General features: G+C 70.9%; 23 protein-coding genes. 9 read left to right on the forward strand and 14 right to left on the reverse strand.

What is annotated here, in order from left to right:
• Positions 1 to 1845, forward strand: a complete 1845-nt coding sequence (locus MZC64_RS15490; RefSeq protein ID WP_247756391.1) for an ABC transporter ATP-binding protein — start codon at positions 1 to 3, stop codon at positions 1843 to 1845.
• A 71-nt stretch (positions 1846 to 1916) separates the two neighbouring features.
• Here the strand turns inward: MZC64_RS15490 and MZC64_RS15495 are convergent, their stop codons facing one another.
• A complete protein-coding gene (locus MZC64_RS15495; protein WP_247756389.1) occupies positions 1917 to 3131 on the reverse strand; it encodes a GNAT family N-acetyltransferase in 1215 nt (404 codons plus the stop codon).
• A 163-nt stretch (positions 3132 to 3294) separates the two neighbouring features.
• Positions 3295 to 3999 (reverse strand): hypothetical protein, encoded by a 705-nt coding sequence (locus MZC64_RS15500; protein WP_247797705.1) that lies wholly within the window; start codon positions 3997 to 3999, stop codon positions 3295 to 3297.
• Between the two features lie 312 nt (positions 4000 to 4311).
• On the opposite strand from MZC64_RS15500, the gene MZC64_RS15505 reads away from it, so the two are divergent.
• Together MZC64_RS15505 and MZC64_RS15510 are read left to right on the forward strand one after the other, a co-directional pair.
• The gene (locus MZC64_RS15505; RefSeq protein ID WP_374205735.1) at positions 4312 to 4944 is read left to right on the forward strand and encodes an MmpS family transport accessory protein; all 633 of its coding nucleotides are present in this window, start codon (positions 4312 to 4314) and stop codon (positions 4942 to 4944) included.
• 218 nt (positions 4945 to 5162) lie between these two features.
• On the forward strand, positions 5163 to 5606 hold the full coding sequence (locus MZC64_RS15510; protein ID WP_247756384.1) for a VOC family protein: 444 nt from the start codon (positions 5163 to 5165) through the stop codon (positions 5604 to 5606).
• A 26-nt stretch (positions 5607 to 5632) separates the two neighbouring features.
• Here the strand turns inward: MZC64_RS15510 and MZC64_RS15515 are convergent, their stop codons facing one another.
• Positions 5633 to 6106 (reverse strand): hypothetical protein, encoded by a 474-nt coding sequence (locus MZC64_RS15515; RefSeq protein ID WP_247756383.1) that lies wholly within the window; start codon positions 6104 to 6106, stop codon positions 5633 to 5635.
• A 169-nt stretch (positions 6107 to 6275) separates the two neighbouring features.
• Entirely contained in the window at positions 6276 to 7163 is an 888-nt protein-coding gene (locus tag MZC64_RS15520; protein WP_247756381.1) for a DUF2268 domain-containing protein, read from the reverse strand.
• 145 nt (positions 7164 to 7308) lie between these two features.
• Between MZC64_RS15520 and MZC64_RS15525 the strand changes: the two genes are divergently transcribed.
• On the forward strand, positions 7309 to 8193 hold the full coding sequence (locus MZC64_RS15525) for an SGNH/GDSL hydrolase family protein (protein WP_247756379.1): 885 nt from the start codon (positions 7309 to 7311) through the stop codon (positions 8191 to 8193).
• Here MZC64_RS15525 and MZC64_RS15530 read toward each other — a convergent pair.
• From MZC64_RS15530 to MZC64_RS15540, 3 genes are all read right to left on the reverse strand, one after another.
• Positions 8129 to 9076, reverse strand: a complete 948-nt coding sequence (locus tag MZC64_RS15530) for a hypothetical protein (protein WP_247756377.1) — start codon at positions 9074 to 9076, stop codon at positions 8129 to 8131. The genes MZC64_RS15525 and MZC64_RS15530 overlap by 65 nt on opposite strands.
• A gap of 89 nt (positions 9077 to 9165) precedes the next feature.
• On the reverse strand, positions 9166 to 9354 hold the full coding sequence (locus MZC64_RS15535) for a hypothetical protein (RefSeq protein WP_247756376.1): 189 nt from the start codon (positions 9352 to 9354) through the stop codon (positions 9166 to 9168).
• Between the two features lie 201 nt (positions 9355 to 9555).
• A complete protein-coding gene (locus tag MZC64_RS15540) occupies positions 9556 to 10155 on the reverse strand; it encodes a TetR/AcrR family transcriptional regulator (RefSeq protein ID WP_247756374.1) in 600 nt (199 codons plus the stop codon).
• 97 nt (positions 10156 to 10252) lie between these two features.
• On the opposite strand from MZC64_RS15540, the gene MZC64_RS15545 reads away from it, so the two are divergent.
• Entirely contained in the window at positions 10253 to 11743 is a 1491-nt protein-coding gene (locus MZC64_RS15545) for a carboxylesterase/lipase family protein (RefSeq protein WP_247756373.1), read from the forward strand.
• 629 nt (positions 11744 to 12372) lie between these two features.
• On the opposite strand, the gene MZC64_RS15550 is transcribed toward MZC64_RS15545, so the two are convergent.
• Positions 12373 to 12594, reverse strand: coding sequence for a hypothetical protein (locus tag MZC64_RS15550; protein ID WP_247756372.1), 222 nt, complete (start codon positions 12592 to 12594; stop codon positions 12373 to 12375).
• Positions 12595 to 12807: 213 nt separating this feature from the next.
• Here MZC64_RS15550 and MZC64_RS15555 point away from each other — a divergent pair, with 213 nt between their 5' ends.
• Entirely contained in the window at positions 12808 to 13827 is a 1020-nt protein-coding gene (locus tag MZC64_RS15555; RefSeq protein ID WP_247756370.1) for a GntR family transcriptional regulator, read from the forward strand.
• A 155-nt stretch (positions 13828 to 13982) separates the two neighbouring features.
• On the opposite strand, the gene MZC64_RS15560 is transcribed toward MZC64_RS15555, so the two are convergent.
• Positions 13983 to 14771, reverse strand: coding sequence for an alpha/beta fold hydrolase (locus MZC64_RS15560; RefSeq protein WP_247756368.1), 789 nt, complete (start codon positions 14769 to 14771; stop codon positions 13983 to 13985).
• 37 nt (positions 14772 to 14808) lie between these two features.
• The gene (locus MZC64_RS15565) at positions 14809 to 15894 is read right to left on the reverse strand and encodes a hypothetical protein (RefSeq protein WP_247756367.1); all 1086 of its coding nucleotides are present in this window, start codon (positions 15892 to 15894) and stop codon (positions 14809 to 14811) included.
• 263 nt (positions 15895 to 16157) lie between these two features.
• On the opposite strand from MZC64_RS15565, the gene MZC64_RS15570 reads away from it, so the two are divergent.
• A complete protein-coding gene (locus MZC64_RS15570; RefSeq protein ID WP_247756366.1) occupies positions 16158 to 17690 on the forward strand; it encodes a carboxylesterase/lipase family protein in 1533 nt (510 codons plus the stop codon).
• Positions 17691 to 17972: 282 nt separating this feature from the next.
• On the opposite strand, the gene MZC64_RS15575 is transcribed toward MZC64_RS15570, so the two are convergent.
• Together MZC64_RS15575 and MZC64_RS15580 are read right to left on the reverse strand one after the other, a co-directional pair.
• On the reverse strand, positions 17973 to 20948 hold the full coding sequence (locus MZC64_RS15575; RefSeq protein ID WP_247756364.1) for an AfsR/SARP family transcriptional regulator: 2976 nt from the start codon (positions 20946 to 20948) through the stop codon (positions 17973 to 17975).
• A gap of 91 nt (positions 20949 to 21039) precedes the next feature.
• A complete protein-coding gene (locus MZC64_RS15580; protein ID WP_247756362.1) occupies positions 21040 to 21696 on the reverse strand; it encodes a helix-turn-helix domain-containing protein in 657 nt (218 codons plus the stop codon).
• 135 nt (positions 21697 to 21831) lie between these two features.
• Here MZC64_RS15580 and MZC64_RS15585 point away from each other — a divergent pair, with 135 nt between their 5' ends.
• The gene (locus tag MZC64_RS15585; protein WP_247756361.1) at positions 21832 to 22398 is read left to right on the forward strand and encodes a hypothetical protein; all 567 of its coding nucleotides are present in this window, start codon (positions 21832 to 21834) and stop codon (positions 22396 to 22398) included.
• A gap of 102 nt (positions 22399 to 22500) precedes the next feature.
• Here MZC64_RS15585 and MZC64_RS48675 read toward each other — a convergent pair whose 3' ends face one another.
• Positions 22501 to 23181 (reverse strand): LuxR C-terminal-related transcriptional regulator, encoded by a 681-nt coding sequence (locus MZC64_RS48675; RefSeq protein ID WP_247756360.1) that lies wholly within the window; start codon positions 23179 to 23181, stop codon positions 22501 to 22503.
• Between the two features lie 192 nt (positions 23182 to 23373).
• On the reverse strand, positions 23374 to 24003 hold the full coding sequence (locus tag MZC64_RS15595; RefSeq protein WP_247756358.1) for a TetR/AcrR family transcriptional regulator: 630 nt from the start codon (positions 24001 to 24003) through the stop codon (positions 23374 to 23376).
• 86 nt (positions 24004 to 24089) lie between these two features.
• Between MZC64_RS15595 and MZC64_RS15600 the strand changes: the two genes are divergently transcribed.
• Positions 24090 to 25571, forward strand: a complete 1482-nt coding sequence (locus tag MZC64_RS15600; protein WP_247756356.1) for an FAD-dependent oxidoreductase — start codon at positions 24090 to 24092, stop codon at positions 25569 to 25571.
• The last annotated feature ends 23 nt before the right edge of the window (positions 25572 to 25594 follow it).

Raw genomic sequence — 25594 nt, forward strand, 5'->3', positions numbered from 1 at the left:
ATGACCAGCACAGCCGATCGCGAGGTGAGCATGACCGGCCCCCGGGAGAAAGGGACCGCCGACGGTTCGGATTTCGACTGGTCCACCGGGCCCCCGGGGTTCGGCGGCGTCGAAGACGGGCCCCGGGCCCGGCCGCGAGACCTGTTGCGCTACCTGCGCGCGCAACGCGCACCGCTGCTGGTGGCGCTGACACTCGGACTGGCCGCGGCCGGCCTGTCGCTGGTGCAGCCACTGCTGGTGATGCGGGTGGTCAACGGCATCGGCGGCGACATCAGCTGGCTGGTGGCCGCCCTGGTCGCGCTGTTCCTGGCCGAGGCGGCGATCAGCGGTGTGCAGAGCTTCCTGTTGCAGCGCACCGGCGAGGCCATGGTGTTCGGGGTGCGCCAGCGGCTGATCCGCCAGGTGCTGCACCTGCCGGTCCGCGAGCACGACCGGCTGCGCTCCGGGGACCTGCTGTCCAGGACCGGCACGGACACCACCCTGCTGCGCGAGGTGGTCTCCTCCGGTGTGGTGGAGGCGATCACCGGCGTGGTCGGACTGGTCGGGTCGGTCGCGCTGATGCTGTGGCTGGACTGGCGGATGTTCCTGCTGGTGCTCGCGACCGTGACGGTGGCGATCCTGCTGGTCAGCCTCGCGCTGATGGGCATCCGGCGCGCCTCCGAACTGGCCCAGGACCGGGTGGGCGCGATGACCGCGGACCTGGACCGGGTACTCGGCGCGTTCCGGACCGTGCTGGCCAGCCGCGCCCAGCAGCGCGAGGTGGACCGGATCAGCGCCCGCGCCGACGAGGCATACCGGGCCGGGGTGCGCGCGGCCAAGCTGGATGCCGTGGTGGGCCCGACGATGTCCCTGGCCGCCAACGGATCCTTCCTGTTCGTACTGGGCGTGGGCGGAGCCAGGGTGGCCAACGGCACCATGGAACTCGGCGAACTGGTCGCCTTCCTGCTCTACCTGATGATGCTGGTGATGCCCCTGATCATGATCCTGCAAGCGGCCACCACCGTGCAGCGCGGACTCGGTGCGCTGCAACGCATCCAGGACACCCTGGCACTGGAGACCGAACCCCCGGACGAGCAACCGGCCCGGCACTCCACAGTGGACAGTCCGGCCGCGGCCGAACTGCGGCTGGACGCGGTCTCCTTCGGCTACACCGAGGAACGCCCGGTCCTGCACGAGGTTTCCTTCACCGTGCCGCCGTACGCCCGGGCCGCGCTGGTCGGCCCGTCCGGCGCGGGCAAGTCCACCATCTTCGCCCTGGTCGAACGCTTCTACGACCCGGAAGCGGGCACGATCCGGCTGGGCGAGCGCGACATCAGCACCATGGGCCTGGGCGAACTACGCGGCCAGATCGGCTATGTGCAACAGGAAGCCCCGATCCTGTGGGGCTCGCTACGCTCCAACCTCACCTACGCCGCACCGGCGGCCACCGAGGCGGAGATCGCCGAGGTGCTGCGGATGACCAACCTGACCACCCTGGTCGAGGAGCTGCCCGACGGCCTGGACAGCGAGGTCGGCGACCGCGGCGTGCTGCTCTCCGGCGGCCAGCGGCAACGGGTCGCGATCGCCCGCGCCCTGCTGTGCCGCCCGTCGCTGCTGCTGATGGACGAACCGACCGCACAGCTGGACGCGGCCAATGAAGAGGCGCTGGCCGCGACCGTGCGCCAGGTGGCGCGGCACTGCACCGTGCTGGTGATCGCGCACCGGATCTCCACGGTGCGGGACGCGGATCTGATCGTGGTGCTCGATGACGGACGGGTGGTGGACACGGGCACACATGACGACCTGGTGGTGTCGAGCCCGCTGTACCGGCGTTTCGCGGGCCAGCTGGTGCCGCCGACGACCTGACCCTGCGGTGGGAGCACCGGACGGTCAACGCGTTCGCCGGCTTCCGGTCGGCGCGGCAGGCGAGCGCGCGCTCAGAACCAGTGCAGGCAGTGCGGGGTGCGCTCGGCCCGGAAGAGCAGGTCTGCCAGCGCGGCCGCGCCCGGACGGTGCGCCCGGATGTGCCCGGCCCGCACCAGCGTGCTCGGCGCGGTGCCGCCCAGGTAGACCGCGCCCAGATCGCGCACGTCCAGGGACAGGTCGGGTTCCCGGTCCGTCGGGACGCACTCGGCCTTGCCGTCCCGGACGGTCAGCAGGTAGCGGCCGTGCTCGTCGAGGAACGGGTCCGCCACGTCGAGGACCAGCTCGCCGTCGGCGAACCAGCCGCGGGTGGTCAGCGCGCGCGGGATGTCCAGCAGCCGTACCCAGAGCCAGTCGTTGTCGTTGCCCAGCTCACCGGCGCGGATGTCGGCGAGCTGCCAGCGCAGCGGGTGCTCCGGCGGGAAGTGCTTGAACACGACCTCGGTGACCAGGTCGTGGCCGAGCACGAACCGGGCCAGGGCGGTGAACACGGTGTCGTCGACGGCGATGGTCTCATCGACGGTCAGCGTGCCGGACTCGGCGAGGGAGTAACTGGCATAGCCGTCCGGGACACCGTCGGCGTCCCGGTGCACGGCGAGGTAGCGCGGCGCGGGCACGATCGGCGGCTGCCCGGCGCCCAGCGCCCACCAGCGGTGCGGCCGGGACAGCGCGCCGGGCTGGGCACGGCGGTACCGGTCGTAGACCTGTTCCAGGATCTGGCCGCAGTCGGCCCGCTTCAGCAGCTCGACCGAGCCGGACGCCGGGACCTCGGCCGCGCCGCGAGGCTGCGCGAAGGCGGCCTGGGGGCGTTGCACCGTCAGCCGCCGGGTGTAGGTCGCCGGGCCGTAGCCGAACCGGCCGTAGATCACGGCCTCGGAGGACAGCAGCACGGAAAGGAAGTCCCCGCGCGCCCGCAGTTCGGTGAGCTGATGCCGCATCAGCGCGCCAAGCACGCCCTGGCGCCGGTGCGTGGGCAGCACGCCGACGGCGGTCACCCCGGGGGCCGGGGCGAGGACCGCGCCGGGCAGGGTCAGCTCGAAGGAATGCGCGGCGGCGGTGCCGATGGGCCGCCCGTCCGCGGTCGAGGCGAGCAGCGCGCGGTCCAGCTCCAGCGCCGACCACCAGAGCCCGCCGCCACCGGCCGGGGTTTCCCGGAAGCGTCCGAAGGCGGCGTGCACGGTGTCGACGAAGACGTCCAGATCCGCCTCGGTCGTGGAACGGATTTCCATCGTTGCCGCTGCCTCCGTGCGATACCGGCACCACGACCTGTGGCGTCCGGCCACAGTGGAACGTTGTCCGGTGGCCAGGTCAAGCGAATTGCGGCCGGGTGCAGGGTGCTCGGCGAGCACGAGCAGCGTGGCGAGGCCGATCAGCCGGCCGGCGGGCTGGCGGTTACTCGGCCAGGCAAGGCGATTCAGCCGGGGTGAGGCGCCAGTACCCTTGCGGGTTGAAGAAGAAGTCATCATCGTCGTACCGGTGACACGGACGTTTCCGCAGTACCCATCGTGGCGTGCCGGGGGCGAGCCGGAAACCTTCGCCATCCTGGATTTCCCGGGCACGCCGCTCGGTCAGCAGGTAGCTGGCCAGGCCGTCGATCAGCGCAACCCGGTCGTCCAGGAGGTTCGGCTCCGCCGGCGATCCGGCCGCCACCTCCACATCCGGCGCGGCCAGCAGGTGCATGCCACAGCTGAACAACAGGGCGCCGGTGGAGATGGGCCGCTTGACCCAGGCGTGGTAGAGGGCGTCCGCCAAGGTGACCGGGCCTGGCGCGGCGGCCGCGTCGTCGGCCAACCTCAGCCACCGGTCCCGGCCATGGGTCAGACCGCTGCTCTCGCTCTTCACCGCGGTGGCGCCGGAGCGCAGTAGCGTGGCGGTGACGGCCAGCATCCGTTGTGAGAGGTCGAACGAGGTGGCCGGGGTCATCGGCGGCGACAGCACGTAGGCAACCGAATCGTGCGCTGACACCGCTTCCCAGTCGGTGTCGGTGAAGGTCGCATTGGCCAGGCAGGCGCGAAACGCCGCGTCCATCCGCGGGTCGTGGGCCGGGTGTGCGTACTCCGGGTCCACGCTGAAACCACGTCCCCCGACCTCGGCCACGACGTTGTGAACCACCTCGGGTGCCAAGCCCGAGCCCAGTACACAGAGCACCTGCCGCGGCCGCACTACATGATCTTCGCCAGACATGCGGGCACGGTACCCGAGAATTTCCTGGGGCCGAGCGGGCCGTCGGCCGTCTGGAGCAGGCGATCGCACCCTAGGACCGGCGCGGCCCCTGGTCGAACAATCCCTGGCAACCGGTGTTAGTCATTTGTAAGCATTCTCCGCGACCTCGGCTGGAAAAGTCCTTCGACCACCCCTAGGGTCTGCCGGGTACTAATTCCGCACTCCGCGGATTCCTTTCGAGAGGAAATGTTCGTGTCCCAGCAGTTCCCCCACCCGCCCGCCCAGCAGCAACCGCTTCCGGTGGCGGCCAAACCCAGCAACGGCCTGGGGCTCACCGGTTTCATCCTGGGCCTGGTGGGGCTGGTCTTCTCCCTGATTCCGCTGGTTGGCGTGATCGCCTGGCCGTTGGTCATTCTCGGCGTGATCTTCTGCATCATCGGCCTGGTCAAGGTCAAGAACAAGACCGCCACCAACAAGGGCCTGGCCATCACCGGCCTGGTCGCCTCCGTGGTGGGCCTGGGCATGTGCGTCACCTGGGTGGTCATCGCCGGCCAGGCGATCAACGAGGTGCAGGACAAGGCCACCGAGCTGAAGAACGAGTGGGAGCGGCCTGCCAAGACGGTGTACGAGCTGACCGGAACCGCCAAGGAGGCCGATGTCAGCTACGGCGAGGTGCTCAACCCGAAGCAGGAGACCGTCACCGCCCTGCCGTGGAAGAAGGAGATGGAGGTCAAGGGCGTGCTCAAGGGTGGCACGCTGATGGCCACCATCGGCGAGAAGGGCGGCTCGCTGACCTGCAAGATGATCGTGGACGGCAAGGTCGTGGACACCAAGACCCAGTCCGGCGCGTTCAAGGTCCTGACCTGCCAGGGCAAGTGAGGATTGAACACAAGAAAGCGGGGGCGACACACAATCGCCCCCGCTTTCGTTCATCCTGCAATCATCCGCTGACAATCAGCTAACATATGGCCGCCAGCAGCCTTCATTCTTTGACGTAAACCGGCAGTGGAAACCGCGCTCGATTACATTGCGGCAGGGGTGTGACTCACCACTGGCAGGATAGGGCACGAAGTCACGCGACCGGAAGGGAAGTCTCGATGTCCGTCCGCTACCAGTTGGTGATCGACTGCGCCGATCCGGACCGTCAGGCCCACTTCTGGGCTGCCGCGCTGGGCTATGAACTCGCGCCGCCCCCACCCGGTTTCGCCACCTGGGACGACTACTACCGCGACCTGGGGCTACCGGCAGCGGCAGTGACCGGCGGCGTGGACCGGATCAGCGACCCGCGCGGCGGTGGACCGGACATCTGGTTCCAGGTGGTCCAAGATGCGAAGGCGGTGAAGAACCGGCTGCACATCGACATCCGCGCCAGCGGCGACCGGTCGGACCCGATCCAGACGCGGAAGCAGCGCGTGGACACCGAAGCCGACCGCCTGGTTGGTTTGGGCGCCACCATCACCGGCGTGCTGTTCCAGGAAGGGATCGACCACTACGCGGTCGGGATGCGGGACCCCGAAGGGAACGAGTTCGACATCAACTGACCGGCGGCCGGGGTCAGGCGGCGGTCTCACCTCCGGTGCGAGGTCACCGAGGAGGTCGACCGGACCGCGCTGATCACTGACAGCCACGGCGCCAGCGTCTGACCGCGCACCGGCGGCACCACCCAGCGGACGCGGCCGGGGGCCTCGGCGGGTGGCAGTGGCAGCCAGGTCTGGCGGGGGATCAGGCAGACCGACATGCGCGAGAGGTCGGCGAGGGTGGTCAGGCGCAGGCTGGTGCCGGCCGGGCCGGTGAGGAAGATCCACTCCTCCGGCCGGCCGGGGCAGCCCAGCACCGGGACGGACAGCATGTGCAGGGACAGCACCGAGTTGGTCTCCGCGCCCAGGCCCGCGCGCATGGCGATGGCGCCGAGCTGGTCGCCGACCAGGAGTTCGCGCTCGCCGGTGCCGGGGTTGGTCCTGGTCGGCCAGCGCAGGCCGGCCAGCAGGCTGGTCTGGTCGACGGGGCGGTCGGATTGCGCGGGTTCCTCGGTGACGGTCATGGCGGCCGGCTTTCCTCGGTGGGCGGCCTGGCCCGCCCGGCACGAGTGCCAGGAAAGCACCGCTCAACTGCGCAAACGTCTAGTTGACCGGCGGTCTGCCCGTCCGGCCGGCAGGTGTGCCCTCGGCGCGGCACCGGGGTGCGCCGGTGCCGCGCCGCGGCCACACGCCTCACCGCGAGGCGGCGAGCGCGGTGTCGATCACCTCGCGGCGATCGGCCAGCAACGCCGCCGCCGCGGTCTGCCCGGTGGCGGCCAGATACGCGTCGACCAGCCGGTTGCCCACCGCGTACCCGGCACCGGCGGGCAGTCCGACCGGGGTCGCGCCGTAGCGGGCGGCGAACTCATCGCCGTGCACCCAGGCGGTGAAGTTGTGCATGCCGGTGATCTCCAGGCCGGTGCCGACCTTGGCGAAGACCGCGTCGTCGGACAGGTGCGGCACGCCGAGGCGGGTGTGGCCGAGTTCGTCGCCGTAGAGCTGGCGGGCGAAGGCATCGGCCAGGCCCTCGGAGACGATCTGCTCCCCCACGGTCACCGTCGCCGGGTCCCAGACCACGCCGCCGGGGCTGTAGCGCAGGTTGTGGTTCAGCTCGTGCACCGCGGTCGCCTCAATCCGGTCCAGGTTCTCCTGGTACGGCCAGAAGTTGAGGAAGATGTACCCGGACACGCTGCCATTGGCGTTCATACCCAGGCTCGGGCCCATGAAGTGGGTGTCCCCGGGGTCGCCGAGCACGATGAGCACGGTCAGGTCCGGCACCGTGATCACCGGCGTCGCCGCCAGCTGCACCTCGATGGCCCGGTGCAAGGCCCGCTCGATCCGGCCCCAGGCATCGGCCTGGTGCAGGGTTTCCAGTGCGTCCAGGCAGCGCGCTTCGTCCCGGTCGAGCGGGAAGCCCGAGGACATCGCGTGCATGGCGACCAGGTCGACCTCGCCGGGGAAGTAGCGGTACATGCCGGCTGCGGGCGTCAGCATGGCGCGCAACAGCTCCGGGCGGTCGGCCTGCGGTGACCGCAGGATCTCCCGGATGGCTGGGTAGGTGTCCAGAACCGTGATCGTCATGCCGGTGACGCTAAACCTTCCAGTTACGTCAGGTGCAAGTCGAAACCCCGCGGTGTGATCTTGTCCGGCTTGGACTCACACCCAGGTGGGTGACGGCCGCGGCGTGCTCTCATGGACGCCGGGCTACGCGAGGGGTGGACACGGAATGCGCTGGGACAGTCTGGTCGCGATCGGGGACAGCTTCACCGAGGGCATGTGCGATCCCGCCCCCGGCAGTCGGACCTGCCTGCCCGGTCCCGAGGCCAGCTTCCGGGGCTGGGCCGACCGGCTCGCGGCGGCCATGGCCGAGATCGACCCGGGGATGCGATACGCCAATCTCGCCGTGCGCGGCAAGCTGATCTCGGAGATCCACGCCGAACAGGTGCCCGCGGCCATCGCCGCCAGGCCCGCCCTGGTCACGGTCAACGGCGGCGGCAACGACCTGCTCCGCCCCGGCGGCGACCCCGACCTGGCGGCCGAGGGCTACGAGCGGGTGGTGGCCGAGCTGCGCCGCACCGGGTGCGATGTGCTGGTCTTCACCGGCTACGACCCGCACCAGGGCTCGCTGTTGCGCAAGATCCGCGGCAAGATCGCGGTCTACACCTCCCACGTGCACGCCATCGCCGCCCGCCACGACTGCCTGCTGGTGGACCTGTGGGCCTTCCGGTTCACCACCGACTGGCGCTACTGGTGCCCGGACCGGGTACACCTGTCCACCGAGGGGCACCGGCGGGTGGCGCTGCGCACGGCGGAGGTGCTGGGGCTGCCGGTGACCGAGGACTGGCAGGCACCGCTGCCACCGCTGCCCGAACCGTCCAAGGTGGTTCAGCTGGGGTCGGATCTGCGGTGGGCGGGCACGCATCTGGTGCCGTTCGTGGTGCGGCACCTGCGCGGGGTCTCGATGGGCGCGGGGGTAGAGCCCAAGCGGCCCGAACTGGCCGAGCTGGCGGGCGGGGCGGACCGGAGCCGCACCGGGTCCGGTCGGCTCATCCCCCGGCCAGGGCGTTCAGCAGATCCAGCGCGATCGTCTCCACCGGCACCCAGCCGGTGATGGTCACCTCGTCCGGGGCGGCGATGGTCAGCAGGACCCCGGCCTCGGTGTAGGCGTGCAGGTACTGCCACTCGGTGTGCCAGGGCAGGAATCCGTCGGGTGCGTGCACGCCCTCGCGGGTGAGCCGGAGATCGCCGTAGGCCAGTTCGCCGTCCCGGTCGAACTCGGCCCGCAGCGCGCGCACCAGGTGCTCCCGGCAGTGGTCGATGATCAGTCTGGACAGCGTGGTCTGCTGGAACACCCCGTGGATGACGATCGGCCTGCGCGCCGCCCGGTCCGGCCCGCGACCGCCGCGAGTCCGTGGCGCCCGGCGGCGTCGGTACAGCTCAAGGTGCTCGCGATGCGTTGTTGTGTAGCCGCCGTCCTGGGTGGTGGCGACCGGCCGGTGGACCAGGCGCCCGACCTCGGACCACGGGATGGCGAGCTGCTCCTCGGGCGTGCGAATGACCAGCTCGCGGTCGGTGACCTCGTAGTACCGGCGCCCGCCCTTGGGCGGCACGCCGAAGACGAATGCCACCCGGCCGAGGATCACGGCGCACACGAAGGCCACCATGGCCCACGGCCCCAGCGCGGCGGCGACCCCGCCCGCCCCCATCCCGAGCAGCACCGCCGAGGCCACGGCGGCGGTGGTGAAGAAGTGGCGCTTGTTGCGAAACCGGACAGTCGCACCGGCGCTCAGCTCGCGCCGCGGCCGGCTGGTGGCCGGCATCATCTGCGCCACCACGAACGCGACCAGGTAGAACACCACACTGCCCGCGCCGGTGGCGATCGCACCCGGGCCGTTGGACAGCAACACCAAGACCATGGTGGCCGTGAGCAGCACCGAACCGATGCCGGCGAGCACGAGGACGGTCGCCAGCACACTTCGCGCCAGGTATGCCATCGCCACTCCCCCGGTCCGCAGAATTCGCGGCAGACGGTAACGCCTGCGGCTCGCCCTGTCCTGGCAATCAGCTGAGTCTGGCTGCCCGGTCAGAGCCAGTCGATCACGTCCCCGTCGCGGTTGAGGATCGCGTACTCATCCGGGTAGGGCACCTCCACGCTGATCCCGTTCGGCCACCCCACCACCTCGATCTTGCCCACGTTGGCCGCCGGGGTGCGCAGGTGGACGAAATCCCCGTCGCGCAAGGAGAAAGAGCTGCCGATCGGTTCGAAGGACACTCGGAGTTGGCCCAGATCTTGCGACCGACACCGGCCAGACTCCCGCCGTCCAGCACCGGCACGCCGGGTCTTGGCGCGGTGTTCTTCGGGCGATCGCCGCGGCGGCCCCGGCCCCTCGGGTTCAGCGGCGGCGGGATGGCGCATCGAGCAGGGAGCGCCTAGAGCTGATCTTGTCCCCACCTGCCCCGGGTCCGGGGCAGGTCAGGCACTCCTGAACAGCCGGTTCAGCTGCACGTCGATCGCGGCGAGCGCGTCCTGGGGCTCGATCACGTCGAGTTCGATCAGGGGGGTGAAGCCGGTGAGGGCGAGGAGCAGGTTGGTCTCGGTCGCCGGGTCGCGGCTGGAGTCGATCTGCCCGTCGGCGATCGCCTGGCGGACCAACTGCTCGACGAGGGCCCGCCCTTGGACGAGGCCGCGGCGCGCCTGCTCGTGCACGGCCTCGTCGTGCAGCGCCTCCAGGACGTAGGCGGCGCTCATCCGGCTGGTCGCGCGGGCGTCGGCATGCAGGGGGAGCATTTCCGCGAGCGTCAGTCGCAGCACGTCACGGGGGTGCGGGCGGTCACCGAGTTTTTCGAGCGCCTGGTGTACGCGCACCGAGGTCTGCTCGGACGCGAAATCCATGGCGAAGGAGAGCATGGCGGTCCGGGAGGCGAAGTAGTGCTGCAGCTGCCCGAGTGACATGCCCGCCTCCTGCGCCACCACGCGCATCGTCAGTTGTGTGACGCCGCGCTGCTCGACCACCCGCCACAGTGCGCGGGCGATCGCTTCGCGGCGTCCGCGGTGATCCACCTGTTTCGGCATCGCCTGCCCCTCCCTCGTACCCCGGGACTGTACCAATACGGTTGACATAATACACCTGACCCGCAATCCTGGGGTCCACTCGAAGGAAGGAATCGTCATGTCCGAACAGCCAAAGGTACGGACCACGGAAGGCGTGGTGCAGGGGCGCCGGCGGCAGGGGCACGCGGTGTTCCGCGGCATCCCCTACGCCCAGCCCCCGGTCGGAGCGCTCCGCTTCGCCGCGCCCGCACCGCCGCACCGCTGGGAGGGGACGAGGCAGGCGGTCGAGTTCGGCCCCGTGGTGCCGCTGTCCCTGCCGATCGACGTGCCCCCGCAGGGCACCGACTGGCTGACGCTCAACGTCGGCACTCCGGATCCCGGCGCGGCGGGACTGCCGGTGCTGGTGTGGATCCCCGTGGGCGGCTACCTCTCGGCGGCCTCGAGCGACCCGATGTTCGACCCGGCAGCGCTGGCCGAGGCGGGAGTCGTCGTGGTGACCATCAACTGCCGAGTGGGCGCGGAGGGATTCGCGTTCCTCGACGACGTGCCGCCCAACCGCGGATTCCTCGACCAGATCGCGGCGCTGGAGTGGGTGCAGCGCAACATCGCCGCCTTCGGAGGCGACCCCGGCCGGGTCACCGTGGGCGGGGTGTCCGCCGGGGCGGGCTCGGTCGCCGCCCTGCTGACGATGAAGTCCGCGCGTGGCCTGTTCCGGCGGGCCATCGCCCATTCGGTGCCGGGGATGTACAGCACCCCCGCCCTGGCACGGCAGGTCACCGCCGCGTTCGCGGACCGGCTCGGCGCGGCGGCCCCCACCGCCGAGGCCCTGCGCGAGATCGACCCGTGGCACCTGGCCGCCGAGCTCACCTCCTTCAACGCCGGCCTGCACGCGCACCGGGAGAGCTGGGGACGCCTCACGGAGGCCGGCTCCGCGCTGTGCCCCGTCGTCGACGGCGAGGTCCTCCCGGAAACGCCTTGGCCCGCGCTGACCGGCGCGCGCGCGAGCGGGATCGAACTGCTCGTCGGCCACGCCCGGGACGAATTCCGGTACTTCAGCGTCGTGAGCGGACGGTACGGCACCTTCACCGAGCAGGACGCCCACGCAGCCCTGGATCTGCTCGCCCCGCAGCCGGACGGCGCGCGGGCCTACCGTGCCGCGTTCCCGCAGGCAAGCCCGGAGGAGCTGGTGGAGATGGTGTACTCCGACGCTCTCTTCCGCATGCCGTCACAGCAGCTGGCCGAGGCGAACGCCGCAGCAGGCGGCACCTCGTACCTGTTCGAACTGTGCTGGGTTGCCCCGGTCCGCGGCGGCATCCTGGGCGCCTGCCACAGCCTCGACATGCCCCTGGCGTTCGGCACGCTGGACAGCCCCGTCGGCACCCAGCTCATCGGCGAGGAGCCCACTCCCGAGGCCGTCGCGCTCTCCCGCGAACTCCAGGAGACATGGGTCCGCTTCATCACCACCGGCGACGCGGGCTGGCCCGCTCACCGGCCCGGCGGGCACCTCACCCGCGTCCTGGACACCGAGTCGAAGACTCTGCCCTACCCCGAACAGGCATCCCGCCAGATCTGGGAAGGCCACTCCCCCGCACCCTTCGATCTCTCGTAATTGTCCGGGCCGGCTCCTACGACTGCGACGCCGCCACTCACCTGCCCATCGGGGACAGCGCGAAGTGGCGTACAGCCAGGCAACACCCGGCTCGCTTGGCATCAGATCCCACCCGAGGGTGACGGACGACATCAAGAGCTGGGAGAGGGCCCAGGTCACGGATGATCCCGGCCAGGGCGGCGTCGGCGAGCGCGGGGACCTGGGTGAGCGCGGCCGAGGCCGCCGCCGCTTTCAGGACTGTTCGCCGGTTTGCTTCCCAGGATGTGCTCATCAGCGCCCCTCCTCGAACCGGAACAGCTATTCGCATCCCAGTGTTGGAGCCGGGCAGTGCAGCGATGGTGAGCACTCAGCGCGGTTCACTCCGGCGAGCTACCCCGGAACACGCCAAAACGACCAATTGCGACCGACACCCGAATTAATCTCGGATTATCGCAGGCAGGAGGGCAGGTATTTCGGTTCTTAGGTGCAGCGCCCTTCTCCCCGGTTCGGGTTCGACCTAGCCTTGTGGTGTCGCACGAACTGCCCCCGCCGCACGCTGTTGTCAGCCCTCGCAGCGGGCGGGGCGCACGGCGTGCGGTCGGCAGCAGGGGCCGACCGCCCGCCCCGGCTCCGGTGGGGCCGGGACCTCCTCACGGGTCCCCGCCCCACCGGCAGCCCAGGGCTTGGTCGGCGTCGGCCGGCGGCTGGCCCGAGATCAGCATCAGCAGCTCTACCAGCAGGAACTCGGCGGCCGCGAGCCCGCCTTCGGCCTTGGTGTGCGCAACGAGTTTCTCCGCGCGGGTGCGGTCGCCCTCGGACACGGCGGCGGCCAGCTCGGCCACCCGGCCCTGTAGCCATCGGAAATCCTGCATGGTTGACCTCCGCGGAAATCACTCGTCGGTATTGGCCGGCGGACCGGCTGCCCTTGCCCGGTTTCTCGAACCGATTCCACTAATTCGATGGCGGGGCGTGGTTGAAATGGGCAGTGGTTAGGGCCCGTGCAGGCAGTTGATCACCGCGCACCCCTTCCCGGCCTTAGCGTCGGACAATCCGGAACGGGCTGATCCACCGCCAGGGAGTACGCCATGACGTTGTCCTTGCCCGCAGTCGCCACGCACACGCCCGCGCTGACCGCCACCTGGTGGACCCGCGGTGCGGGCGCCGAGCTGATCGTCCAGCTCACCGGGCGCACCAGCCTGGACCTGTGCGCGCACCAGCGGACCGAGTCCGCGGAGCGGGTCACCGTGCGCCTGGCCGCCATCCCGTTCGGCCCGGCCCGCGAACGCGAGGTGCTGACCACGCTGCGGTTGCGGCTGGACAGCCCGTTGCGCGGCCGGGAGGTGCTGCTGATCGTGGACGGCAGGCAGCTCACCATCACCGCCGCGCCGAGCTGGACCGCCCCGGCCGAGGAGCCGAGGTACTACTGGGCCAAGGCCCGGATCCTGGAGTTGATCGACCAGCTCGGTCCCGGCGCCGGACTGCCTTCGGAACGGGAACTGGTCCAGCGGCTCGGCGTGGCCCGGATGACGTTGCGCCAGGCCATGATCGAGCTGGCCAGCGAGGGCAGGGTGTTCCGCAAGCGCGGCAGCGGGACCTTCGTCGCGGCGCCCAAACTGGTGCAGGACCTGGCCGCCGCCGGCTGCGACCGCACCGAAGTTGGCCAGGACAACCCAGCGCGGCTGCTGGTCACCCAGGAGTACCTGCCCGCCGACCTGGAACTGGCCCTGCAGCTCGACCTCGCGCCGGGCGAGCTGGTGCTGCACCTGCGCAGGCTGCTGGTCAACGGACCGGACACGCTGCTGCTGGAGTCCAGTTACCTGCCAGCCGACCGGTTCCCCGGGCTGACCTCGGTGTTCGACCCGGCCGAGGCGCTGCTGGACTGCCTGCGCGAGCACTACGACGTGACCGTGGCGCGCACCGTGGACCAGATCAGCGCGGCGCTCTGCGATCCGCACGAGGCCACCCTGCTGGATGTCGCGCCGACGGTGCCGATGCTCGCGCTCGACCGGATCGGCTACGACCGGACCGGGGCGCCGGTGCACCGGGTCCGTTCGCTCTTCCGCGGCGACCGCTTCAGCCTGCGAGTGCACAACGAACACCCCTGATCCCTCCCGAGTGTTCGCCGATGTCGACGTTCATGGTGACCGGGATGGGACAGGGTTTTAACCAGGATGGGCGTACCGGCAGAACCGGCCCGGTGTATCCGACCGATCACCCTGTTGTCCGGCTCCCGCTTCGGCCGGTACTTGGTTTGTGCTGGTCAGCGGGCCTGGATGGGTTCGACTCGGTGGACAAGGGTGGCGATCAGGGTGCTGATCCGCGGCCACAGCGCGCGTGGCACGTCGTGGCCCATGCCCTCGAAGATCACCAGTTCGGCGCCGGGGATGGCCCCGGCCACGGCCCGGCCGCCCTCGGGCGGGGCCATGAGGTCGGCTGCCCCGTGGATCACCAGGGTGGGCAGGTCCAGCTCCCGCAACCGCGCCGTCCGGTCCCCGGAGGCGACCGTGGCCACCGCCTGGCGGGCCACCGCGATCGGGTCGTGCCCGCGGTCGTAGGCGAGCCCGGCCCGCTCGGCCACCGCCGCCTCGTCCAGCTCGAACCCGGGTGAGCCGGCGATCCGGGCGATCCGCACCCGCTGGGCGATCACCTGCTCCCGGGTCTCGGCCCGCGGCCCGCCGAAAACCTTGGCCTGGGTTTCCGGACTCGCCTGGCCCACCGACATGTTCCCGGTGGAGGTGCTCATCGAGGTCAGTGACCGGACCCGGTCCGGATGTTCGATCGCGGCCACCTGGGCGATCTGGCCGCCGAGGGAAACGCCGACCAGGTGCGCGCCGTCCAGACCGAGCACATCGAGCAGGCCGATGACGTCGGCGGCCATATCGGAGAGGGTGTAGGAGGCCGAGGACAGATCGCCGGCCAGTACCGCGGGCAAATCCGGCGGTGGCGCGTCGCGGACATGGGTGGAATGGCCAGAGTCCCGGTTGTCGAATCGCTCATAGGCCAGCTCGATACCCGCGGGTCCGACATCCCGGGCAATCTGCTCGACCATTGCCGCGTCAACTCCTGCACCTGAAACGCCGCCGGGTTCAGTGCACGGTAAGCCGGTCGGCCAGGTCTCGCAGGGTCTGCACAATGCCGCTGGCGGCCGCGTCGAATGCAGCGCCAAACCCGACGCCGAGCGCGCCGCCGACCCCGACGGCCTCCGCCTGCGCCCGCAATTCCCTGGCCAGCGCGTTGCGCCAGCACACCTCGGCCGAGGACATGCCGAAGTGCTGCCGTTTCGGGGCCAGCTGGACGTGCAACTGGCTGTGCTCGCGCTCGGCCTCGGCCAGGGCGTGGCCGATCGCGTCGAGTTCGGTCAGTTCGGGCAGGTTGGCCAGGAAGTGGCGGAGCAGGTCCTGGTGGTCGGCCGGGGTGGGGTATCTGGTGAAGTGGAACGGGGTCAGGGCCGGGGTCAGGCGGTCGGCCCAGAGCCGGTGGCGGGCGCGGTCACCGCTGGGCAGGTCCTTGGTCAACTCGGTCAGGGTGGTGAGTTTCCGGCTGGGCGGCAAGGGTTTGCCGGCCGTGACGGGGGTGCGGGGCCAGTTGCCGCTGCTGGGGTTCTCCCCCGGACTCAGCTCCTGGGCGCGTTGGCACAGGCGCTGGCCGAACATCCGGCGCGCCACCTGGAAGCCGTCGTTCAGCTGCTTGTCGCCGGGGGTGCCGCTGGGCGCGATGCGGCGGGCCAGCTGCACCAGGGCGCCGGCGACCGTGGTGCCCGTCCCGCCCAGGTCGAGGTCCGGGTCCGTCCGGCAGGCCGCCGCCTCCAGCCGCAGTCCCGCCACGGTCTTGCTGACGGTCTTCAGGTGGTCCCTGGCCCGCAGCAAGGCCGGCAGTTCGGGCAGGCGCGGAGCGAGCACGGCCGCCAAGGTGTGCGGTTCCGGATCACTGGGACGCAGGAAGGGCCGGATCGCCCGGACGATCACCCGCTGCTCCAGCGGCAACGTGAACGTGGCCGGGCCGCGCGCGAACACGGGTGTCCGCCGCACTGCGGGCGGCGACTGCTCGGAACCACCAAGTCCTTGGGGCGCAAGCGGATCACCCATCGCCGACGCGGCGGCCTCCCGCAGGCCAGGCGGCAGCACGAACCGGCGCGGCACCGGCTCGTCGCCCTTCCGCCGCTTCTTCCACATCGCGCCGCCTCGCCCTCACCGGCCGGATCCCGCCGCGGCCACTCACCCAAGACTCCCGGCCCGATCCGCTCCCGCGCCGCGCATGTCCGGTTCCTGTCACCGCCGCCCGCACGGAGTTCGCCCCCGGAATCGCCCTTTGGGGCAACGGATTCCGGCCCGCGGTAATTCGGTGGCGAATGCCAGGACACGGCGTGGATGATCCCACCGCCCTGGCCGCCGCGGCTGTTGTCGCAGGCGCCCGGCCCGCCACGAGAGGAAACCCGATGTCTGGTGCCACGTCCACGCCGTCCGGAGCCCAGCCCGAAGTTCGCCTGGCCGCCGGCGCCGTGCGGGGCAGCCGGGAGGCGGGCGTGGCGGTCTTCCGCGGGATTCCGTTCGCCGACCAACCGGTCGGTAGACTGCGGTTCGCCGCACCCCAACCGGTCCAGCCGTGGGACGGGGTACGCGAGGCCGTGGCCTACGGGCCGCCGCCCCCGCAGGCTGGGTTTTTCGGCATGGACGCGCTGGCGGAGCAGAACCCGGGCGAGGACTGGCTGACCGTCAACGTCTGCACTCCCGAACCGGGCCCGGCCGCGGGACTGCCGGTCATGGTGTGGTTCCAGGGCGGGGCGTATGCCTTCGGCATGTCCGGGCTGCCCGAGTACGACGGCGGTCAACTGGTACGCGACGGCGTGGTGCTGGTGACCTTCAACTCCCGCGTCGGCCTGGAGGGCTTCGCCCAGATCGAGGGCGCGCCGGCCAACCGGGGCCTGCTCGACCAGGTCGCCGCGCTGGAGTGGGTCCGGGACAACATCCGGGCCTTCGGCGGCGATCCGGACCGGGTCACCGTCTTCGGCCAGTCCGCAGGCGGCGGCTCGATCGCCTGCCTGCTGGCGATGCCGAGGGCGGCTGGCCTGTTCCGCCGGGCGATCGTGCAGAGCACGCCGGGCACCGTCTTCGCCCCCGCGCTGGCCACCGACATCGCCACCGTCGCCGCCGCCGAACTGGGTGTGCGGCCCACCATCGCCGACCTGTCCACCGCCACCCCGGCCCAGTTCGCCGCCGCCGGTGACGCGGTCATGGCCAAGATCGGCGACTGGACCCACCGCTGGGGCCAGGCCGCCCACCGCCAGATCCCGTTCTCCCCCGTGGTCGACGGCGACGTCCTGCCCACCGCCCCGTGGCAGGCCGTGGCCGCGGGTTCGGCGCGGGGCATCGACCTCATCGTCGGCCACACCCGCGACGAACAGCGGCTGTTCAACGTGGTCGAGGGCATCTTCGGCCTGGTGACCGAGGAACAGGCGGCCACCGCCCTGGCCACCTTCGCCCCCGGACCGGACGGCGCGGACCGGTACCGCACCGGCTTCCCGGCCGCCGGCCCCGACGAACTGCACGAGATCGTCAACTCGGACTGGCTGTTCCGCATGCCCTCCTTCCACCTCGCCCAGGCCCAGGCCAACGCGGGCGGCCGGGTCCACCTGTTCGAACTGACCTGGACCGCCACCGGCATGGACGGCATGTTCGGCGCCTGCCACGGCCTGGACGTCCCCCTGGTCTTCGGCAACCTGGACCGCGGCCAACCCGCCGCCCTGATCGGCGAGGACCCCGCAGCCGCGGCACCGGTCTCCGCCCGGATGCGCGCGGCCTGGACAGCCTTCGCCACCCACGGCGATCCCGGCTGGCCCGCCTACGACAGCGACCAGCGCCTGACCCAGCTCTTCGACACCGAGCCCACGGTCACCGCCTACCCAGAGGAGGCGTCCCGGCTGATCTGGCAGCACCACACCTTCGCCGCGCTGCCGCTGCTTGAGGGCTAACTTGGCTGTGCGGAGGGCTTTCCGGCGTTGTTCTGACCGCGCGAGTGCACAGCCAGTGCAGCTGGGTGGTTTTGCCGGAGCCGCGGGGGCCGGCGAGCACCAGGCGGGGCGGGTGGGCAGCAGCTCGGCCAGGGTGGTTGATTTTCCTTGCCACACAACGGGTTGGTCGAGTTTGACGGCGGCGGTCGCGAGCACCCCCACGGCGGGATCCCTCCTCCCCGGTCAGGCGAAGAAGTATCACGCTCTGTGGACGCTGTGCCACCTTCAGCCTATGCCTATCGGTCAGTTGTCCAGGATGTACGCGCCCACGCCCAGTTCCTCGGCGATGGCCACCGTCTTCTGCAGCACCTTCATCGCCCGCGGGTACCACTCGGCACCGTCGGGTTCGGCCAGGAAGTCGTCCAGGTTGGCCAGGGTGGCGCGCAGGGTGGCCTTGGCTTCGTCGTAGCGGCTGATGGCCAGGTAGCTCTCGGCGAGTTCGCGGCTGAGGCGGGTCATGGCCTCGCGCAGTTCGGCGTCGGCCTCGGTGTGCTGGTCCATGGTGTGGTGGAGTTCGGCGAGGGTGATCAGGCCGCTGGTGACGTTGCGGTGCAACAGGGAGCTGACCAGGTCGCTGCCGTGGCCGAGTTCCCGGTTGAAGGCCACGTGCCGTCTGCGGTACTCGGCGGCGGCCTGGTACTGGCCGAGCCGTTGGTAGGCCCCGGCGACGGTGTCCAGGGCGGAGGACAGGCCGTAGAGTTCGCCTGCTTTTTCCAGTACTTCCAACGCGTCCAGCGCGGTGGTGAGGCCTTCTTCGACCCGGCCGAGGCGGATCCGGTTGTAGGCCACGCCGAGCTGGGCGCCGTGTTCGCCAATGACACAGCCGGCCTGGCGGAACAGGTCGATGGCGGTGTTGGCCTGCACCAGTGCGCCCGCGTAGTCCCCTTCCAGCTGCCGCACGCCCAGGTACTGGCGCAGGGTGTAGGCGCGGGCGAGATTGTCCTCGGCGAAGCAGTCCAGGGCTTCGTCGAGGTGGGCGTTGGCCTGCTCGAAGCGGTAGTGGTGGCAGTCGACCCTGGCCAGGCCGCGGTGCGCGTACCCGGCGGCGGCGCGGTCGCCGATGCGGTGCGCGGCTTGCAGGGTGATCCGGTTGACGTGTTCCAGGTCCCGCCAGTGCCCGGCCCAGTCCAGGTAGTGCCGCATGGACCAGGCCAGGCTGCACGCGGCGCGTTCCTCGCCGCGGCTGATCCCGCGTTCCACCATGGTGATCAGCAGCGAGTGGTGGTTGGCGAACCAGGCGAACGCGTCGTTGTGGCCGATGAACTTGCGCGGGTAGACGAACGGGGCCGGCTCGCCGAGCTGGGCGGTGTCGGGGTGCACCGAGAGCATCCGGGCCGCGTTGTAGGCGGTGTGCAACGCGGTCTGTGCGCCGCGGCCGCGGACGGCGAGCAGTTCCTCGGGGCTGTCGATCTCCTCCATGAGTTCGGCGGCGTAGGCGCGCAGTAGTTCGTGCCAGGTGTAGCCGCCGGGGCGGATCTCCTCGACCAGGTGGGCGGCGGCGAGTTCGCGGAAGAGCGCGTGTGCCTTGGGGATCGGCAGTGCGGCCAGGGTGGCGCCGATGCGGACCTCCATGACCTGGCCGGGGAACCAGGACAGCAGCCGGAACATCCGGGCCGCTTCGGGGCTGAGTGCGCGGTAGGACCAGGACAGGATGGAGCGGATGTCGCTGCGGCTGTCCGGGCCGGCGAAGGCGTCCAGGCCGCCGTCGGTGGCGTCGAGTTCGGCGGCCAGGTCGGCCAGCCGGAAGGAGGGGTAGCTGGCGGCGCGGGCGGCGACCAGGGCCAGCGCCAGCGGCAAGCGGGCGCAGGTGCGGACTATGTGTTGCACTGCTTCGGGTTCGGCGGCCACCCGGGGTTCGCCGAGGCGGCGGGACAGGAAGCTGGTGGCCTCGGTGTCGCTGAGCAGTTCCAGGGGCACGGTGTGCGCGCCGGTGCCGGCGACCAGGCCGGAAAGGTTGCCGCGGCTGGTGATGATGGCCAGCGAGCGGGAGCTGCCGGGCAGCAGTGGCAGCACCTGGCGGGTGTCCCGGGCGTTGTCGAGCAGGATCAGGCAGCCGCGGTCGGCGAGCACGCTGCGGTACAACGCGGTGAGCGTGTCCAGGCGGCTGGGCAGTTGCTGGGTGGGCACGCCGAGGGAGTCCAGCAGGAACCACAGCGCTTCCATCGGGTCGACCTCGGTGTCGCCGTCCTCAAAGCCGCGCAGGTCCAGGTGGAGCTGGCCGTCCGGGAAGTGCGGGGCCAGCCGGTGCGCGGCGCGGACGGCGAAGGTGGTCTTGCCCAGTCCGGGCATGCCGTGCACGACCACCACCCCCGGCGCGTCGGTGGCATCCGGCCGGACCGCGTTGATCAGGCGGTCCAGTTCCGCTTCACGGCCGGTGAACACGGGCAGGTCCACCGGCAGCTGGGCCGGGATCAGGGTGGGGGCGGCGGGTTCGGGAGTCGCGGCGGGCGGCGGCGGGGCCAGCAGCACCGGATCGCCTTCCAGGATGCGCTGGTACAGCTCGCGCATGGCCGGCGCCGGGTCCACGCCGAGCTGATCGCCGAGCCGGCGGCGCAGCCGGTCGTAAACGCTCAGTGCCTCGGCCTGGCGGCCCGCGCGGCACAGGCAGAGCATGAGCAGCTCGTGCAACCGCTCCCGCAGGGGTTCGGCCGCCGCGGCCATGGCCAGTGGGTCCAGCAGGTCGGGGCTGCGGCCGAGGTCGAGTTCGAGCGCGGCCAGCTCCTCCAGCACGGCCAGCCGCCGCTGCCCCAGCCTGCCGCGTTCGGACTCGGCGAACTCCGAGGTCAGGTCGGACATGGGTTCGCCCTGCCACTCGGCCAGGGCCTGGTGCAGATGGGTGGCCGCGCCCTCCCGGTCACCTCGGGCCTTGGCCTGCTCGGCGGCGCGCACATAATCACGGAACCGGCCCAGGTCCAGGGTCTGCGGCGGCACCTGCAGCGCGTAGCCGCCGGTGGTGGAGTGCACCACCTGCTCACCCTGTTCTTCTTCCAGCGCGCGGCGCAGGCGGTGCACGTAGGTGCGGATGGTGCCGCGGGCGGCGCGCGGCACGTCCAGGCCCCACAGCGCGGCGGCCATCTCGTCGGTGGAGACCATCCGGCTGCGGGCGAGCAGCAGGATGGCCAGTGCGGTGCGCTGCTGCGGCGATCCGAGGCCGACGGCGGCACCGTTCCGCCAGGCCCGGACCGGTCCCAGCACGGCGAACTTCAGTCCCTGGGTCAAGGGAGCCCCTCTGTGTCCGAGCTACGAACCGGGGGCCAATCGTAGTACCAGAATGGGCCGATCAGCCTAATCGGCGTGCGGTGTCCGCGCTCTAGGAGTTCAGCGGCCAGGTCGGTCGCCGGATCCGGGCGAGCTGTCCGCTGACCAGACCCGCGGTATGCCGCACCACCGCGCTCATGGCGGGCAGTCGCCGCTGGTCGAGCACCCAGGCGGACACCGCTCCGCAGACTTCTCCCGACCGCGTCCGCACGACCGCGCTGACTCCGGCCAGCTCCTGCGCGCAGGTGGCCTCGGGCACGCGCAGCACCCCGTCCCCCTCGCCCGCCGACCGGATCAGCACCCGCCAGAGGCCCTCCGCGGGGTACTTCAGCCCGGCGCGCAGTGGCACCACGTCATCGGTCTCCCCGCCCAACGCACCGAGGATCAGGGTGTCCTCACCGTCCGGCACTGCCACGCTCACCCCGGCGCCGGGCAGGGCGGATGCCAACTGCCGCAACGGGTGCAGCGCCGCCGCGCGCAGGTCCGCACCGCTGCGCCAGCCGGTGCCGAAGCGGAACATCCGCGCGCCCATCCGGTACCGGCCCTCGCTGCGCTGCACCGCGCCCAGCCGGACGAGCTGGTCCAGCAGGCGGTGCACGGTGGCCTTGGGCAACCCGGTCCGGGCGGCCAGTTCGCTGAGCCCGCACTCCTCGGTGTCGAGGATCTCCTCAAGCAACAAGAACGCGCCTTCCAGCACACCCCGGCCCACATTGCCTCCCTGACTCGGCGGCGACGATAACAGCGGTCCACTCAGCGGACCGAATTCTTTTCCAGCGGATTCCGCCGGGACATTCTGGGTGAGCCGCAAGGCAGCAGATTTTCTCAGCGAAAAAGGGGAAATCTCATGCGTTTGGCTCGATTGGGTTCGCTGTTCATGACCGCGGCAGCCGCCGTGGCACTGCTCACCGGCGCCGCGGGCGCGGCCACCGCCGGACCGGCCGCCGCGAGTCACTCCGACGGCTTCGAGGGCGACCCGTGGACCCGGTGGGAGAAGGGCTCGGAAGGCGATGCCAGGGCCGAGGGCAACTACGGTCAGGGCACGGCCCGCACCGGCCGCAACAACGCTTTCCTGTGGTCGGCGCACGGCCATTCCTCGGTCCGGCTGCCCATCAACATCGCCAGCTGGCCCAAGTCCAGCTGCAAGGCCAGCATCTGGGGCAACCCGGTGGCCGACGCCGCGCACCCGGGCCCCCGTGGCGCGCAGGTCGAACTCCAGGTCTGGGACCCCAACGGCTGGCGGCTGCTGGGCACCACCGCGCCCTGGCTCAACGATGGCAGTTACCAGCGCGTCATCACGCCGCCGCTGGACCTCAACGGCGTGAACAAGGTCTACGTCCAGGCCATTTTCGGCAACAACTCGGGCGCCGGGAAATTCGTCCGACTGGATGACATGTCATTCGAGTGCAGCTGATTTAGCCCCAGGGAATGCCCTTTCGGCCGCGAAATGCGCTCGAAAGGGCATTCCGCCGGTCTGGCCGCGTGCACCAGGGCTGTGCCGTGGTGCACGCGGCCCTCAGATCGCGCCAACGCGCAGCGCGTAGGAGACGGCGTGCGCCCGGTTGCGCAGGTCGAGACGGGACATCAGGTCCTTGACGATTTTTTTGATGGTTCGTTCCGAATAGCTGAGGCGGCTGGCGATTCCAGCGGTTTCCTCGCCCTGGGCGATCAGCCGGATCACCTCGACCTCCCGGACGGTCAGGCCGCCCGCGGTCACTCCCTGGGTGGCCAGCAGGTTGGTCCGCATGAACCGGGTTTCCTCGACCAGCCAGCGGGTCAGGCCGGCGGGCAGCACCGCCTGACCGCTGTGGCTGGCCAGCACGGTCCGGACAACCTGGTGGGCGGTGACATCCCGGTACGGCAGGATGCTGACCACCCCGGCGCCGAAGAGCCGCGGCAGGTGACGTTCCCGCAGCGGACCCGCGACCAGCACGAAGCACTGGCCGTGGCGCCGCGCGGCCGCCGACATCGCGATCAGCTCACCAACCAGGGAGTCGGTGACCATTTCACTGATGACCAGCACCACATCTGCGAGAGCGCTCTCACTTGCCGCGAGAAGACACAGTTCGCGCGGCACCGCGAGCGCTGGTTCGAGCTGGTCGGCCAGTCGCCGGTCGGCCGCGTGCACGGCCACCGCGATCCGGTCCAGCCCAGGCTGTCCTGTCGTCGTCTCGACTGTCCTGCTGATCGTGGCCACGCTCATCGATGGTGCCCTTCTCCATCATCGACGCTCCCGATAGCGCCGTGGGATCAGGAAACCCGGCACCTGTCAACAGCTCGTCGACAAGTCGTAGACGGTCACCGCGACAGCTGAAACAGCAGCTCAGCCACCTAACGTGCGCCACTGCCGACGGGCCCGACCTCGGCGGGCGCCGCCGAGGTCGGGCCACTATCGGGGCGGTTCAGCCCCCGTACGCAGCAGCGCGAACGCCTCGGTGAGCGCCGCCACCGCCTCCGGATACACCTCCGCCGCCGACCGTCCCGCCGCGATCTGGACCGAGTTCTCCTGCATCAGCAACGTTTCCAGGGCACCGGCCTGCACCGCGACCAGTCGCGCGCGCCGGGGCGGGTAGCCGGCCGCCACCAACGCGTCGGCCAGCAGGGCCGCGGATTCCTCGACGTAGCGGCGCAACCGGGCGGTCAGGCTCTCGGTGCCGGTGATCAGCCGGTAGAACCGGACCACCTCGGGCAGGTCGCACAGCCCGGTGTTCGGGTCCTGGCGCTCCAGCGCGTCCAGCCAGCCCCGCTCCAGCGCGGCCAGCGGCGACTCCCCCGCCACCCGGGCCCGCACGTACCGCGCCGACTCGTCCTGATGGTCGGCGAAACGCTGTACGACCAGGTCTTCCTTGCTCGGGAAGTACTTGAACAGGGTGCGCTTGGAGACCTCGGCCGCCGCGGCCACCTCGGCCACCGAGACCTGGTCGAAGCCGCGATCCAGGAACAGCGCGATGGCCGCTTCCGCGATGGCCTCGCGGGTCCGCTGCTTCTTCCGCTCGCGCAGCCCTGCTGGTTCGCCCATTGGCACATCCTAGCCAACTCGTGCACCCAGGGCATAAGTACACCTGGTATATCTTGATACCGAGTGGACCTTTTGAAGGGAGTGTCATGCGGACTCAGGTGATCGTCGTGGGCGCCGGACCGACCGGGCTGATGCTGGCGCACGAGCTGGTGCTGGCCGGGGTGTCCACGCTGGTGCTGGAACGACTGACCGAGCCGAACCCCCAGTCCAGGGCGGGCAGCCTCCAGCCGCGCACCGCCGAGGTGCTGGACCTGCGCGGACTGCTCGCGCCACTGCTGGACGGGGTGCCGCTGACCGGCTTGATCGGCGGCCACTTCGCCGCGCTGCCAGTCCCCCTGGACTGCACGCCGTGGCAGACCCGCTACGCCGCGCCGGTGCCGGTCTCCCAGGGGCGGCTGGAGGGTTTCCTGGAACAGCGGGTGATCGCGGGCGGCGGCACGGTGCGGCGCGGCGCGGAAGTGGTCGCGGTCAGCCAGCGCGAGGACGGCGTGCAGGTCAGCACCGCCGCCGGGGACACCCTGCACGCGGACTACGTGGTGGCCTGCGACGGCGCGCACAGCACGGTGCGCAAACACCTCGGCATGGCCTTCCCCGGTCAACCCGCCACGGTCCGCTCGGTGGTCGCCGATGTCGTCCTTACCGACCGGCCGGTAGGCATGCGCGAAGGCGGTCGCCACTTCAGCGAGATGGTCCGCGGCGCCAACGGCTATTGGACCGTGCTGCACCCCCTGGGCGACGGGGTCTACCGGTTCATCTTCGGCAACTTCACCGAGCCGAGCCCGCCCAGGGACCGACCGGTCACCGAGGCGGAAGCGCGCGCCGCACTGCAGGCGGTGTACGGACCGGAGGTGGACCTGACCGAGATCCGCGCTGCCTCCCGCTTCTCCGACGCCTCCCGCCAACTGACGGACTACCGCGCCGGCCGGGTCTTCTTCGCCGGCGACGCCGCGCACATCCACCTCCCGGTCGGCGGCCAGGGCGTCAACCTGGGCGTCCAGGACGCGATGAACCTGGGCTGGAAACTCGCCGCCCAGCTGACCGGTCGGGCGGCCGAGGGGCTGCTGGACACCTACCAGGCCGAGCGTCACCCGGTCGCGGCCGGCGTGCTGGCCAACACCCAGGCCCAGGGCGTGCTGCTCAACCCGGGCAGCGCCGCGGACGTGGCGGCGTTGCGCGAACTGATGACCGGGCTGCTGCGGCTGCCCGAGGTCAACCGGCACCTGTCCGGCATGGTCTCCGGCCTGGACATCCGCTACACCGTGGCCGAGACCGAGGACGACCTGATTGGCCGACGGATGCCGGATCTGGACCTGGTGGCCGATGGTGGGGCGGACCGGGTTGCGGCGCTGAGTCACGCGGGTCGCGGGCTGCTGCTGCGGTTTGACGAAGGCAGCCCGGCCACGGTTGAGGGCTGGACTGATCGGGTTGATCAGGTGCAGGCGAAGGCCGTTGCCTGGCGGGGTGCGGTGCTGGTCCGGCCGGATGGGCACGTGTGCTGGGCGGGCGCCGGGGACAGTGGGCTGCGGGCCGCACTCACCCGCTGGTTCGGCGCGCCGACCGAACGGTAGGTCGGGCGACGTGGGCTGGCTCG

The organism is Crossiella sp. S99.2 (genome assembly GCF_023094165.1).
Taxonomy (GTDB): Bacteria; Actinomycetota; Actinomycetes; order Mycobacteriales; family Pseudonocardiaceae; genus Crossiella.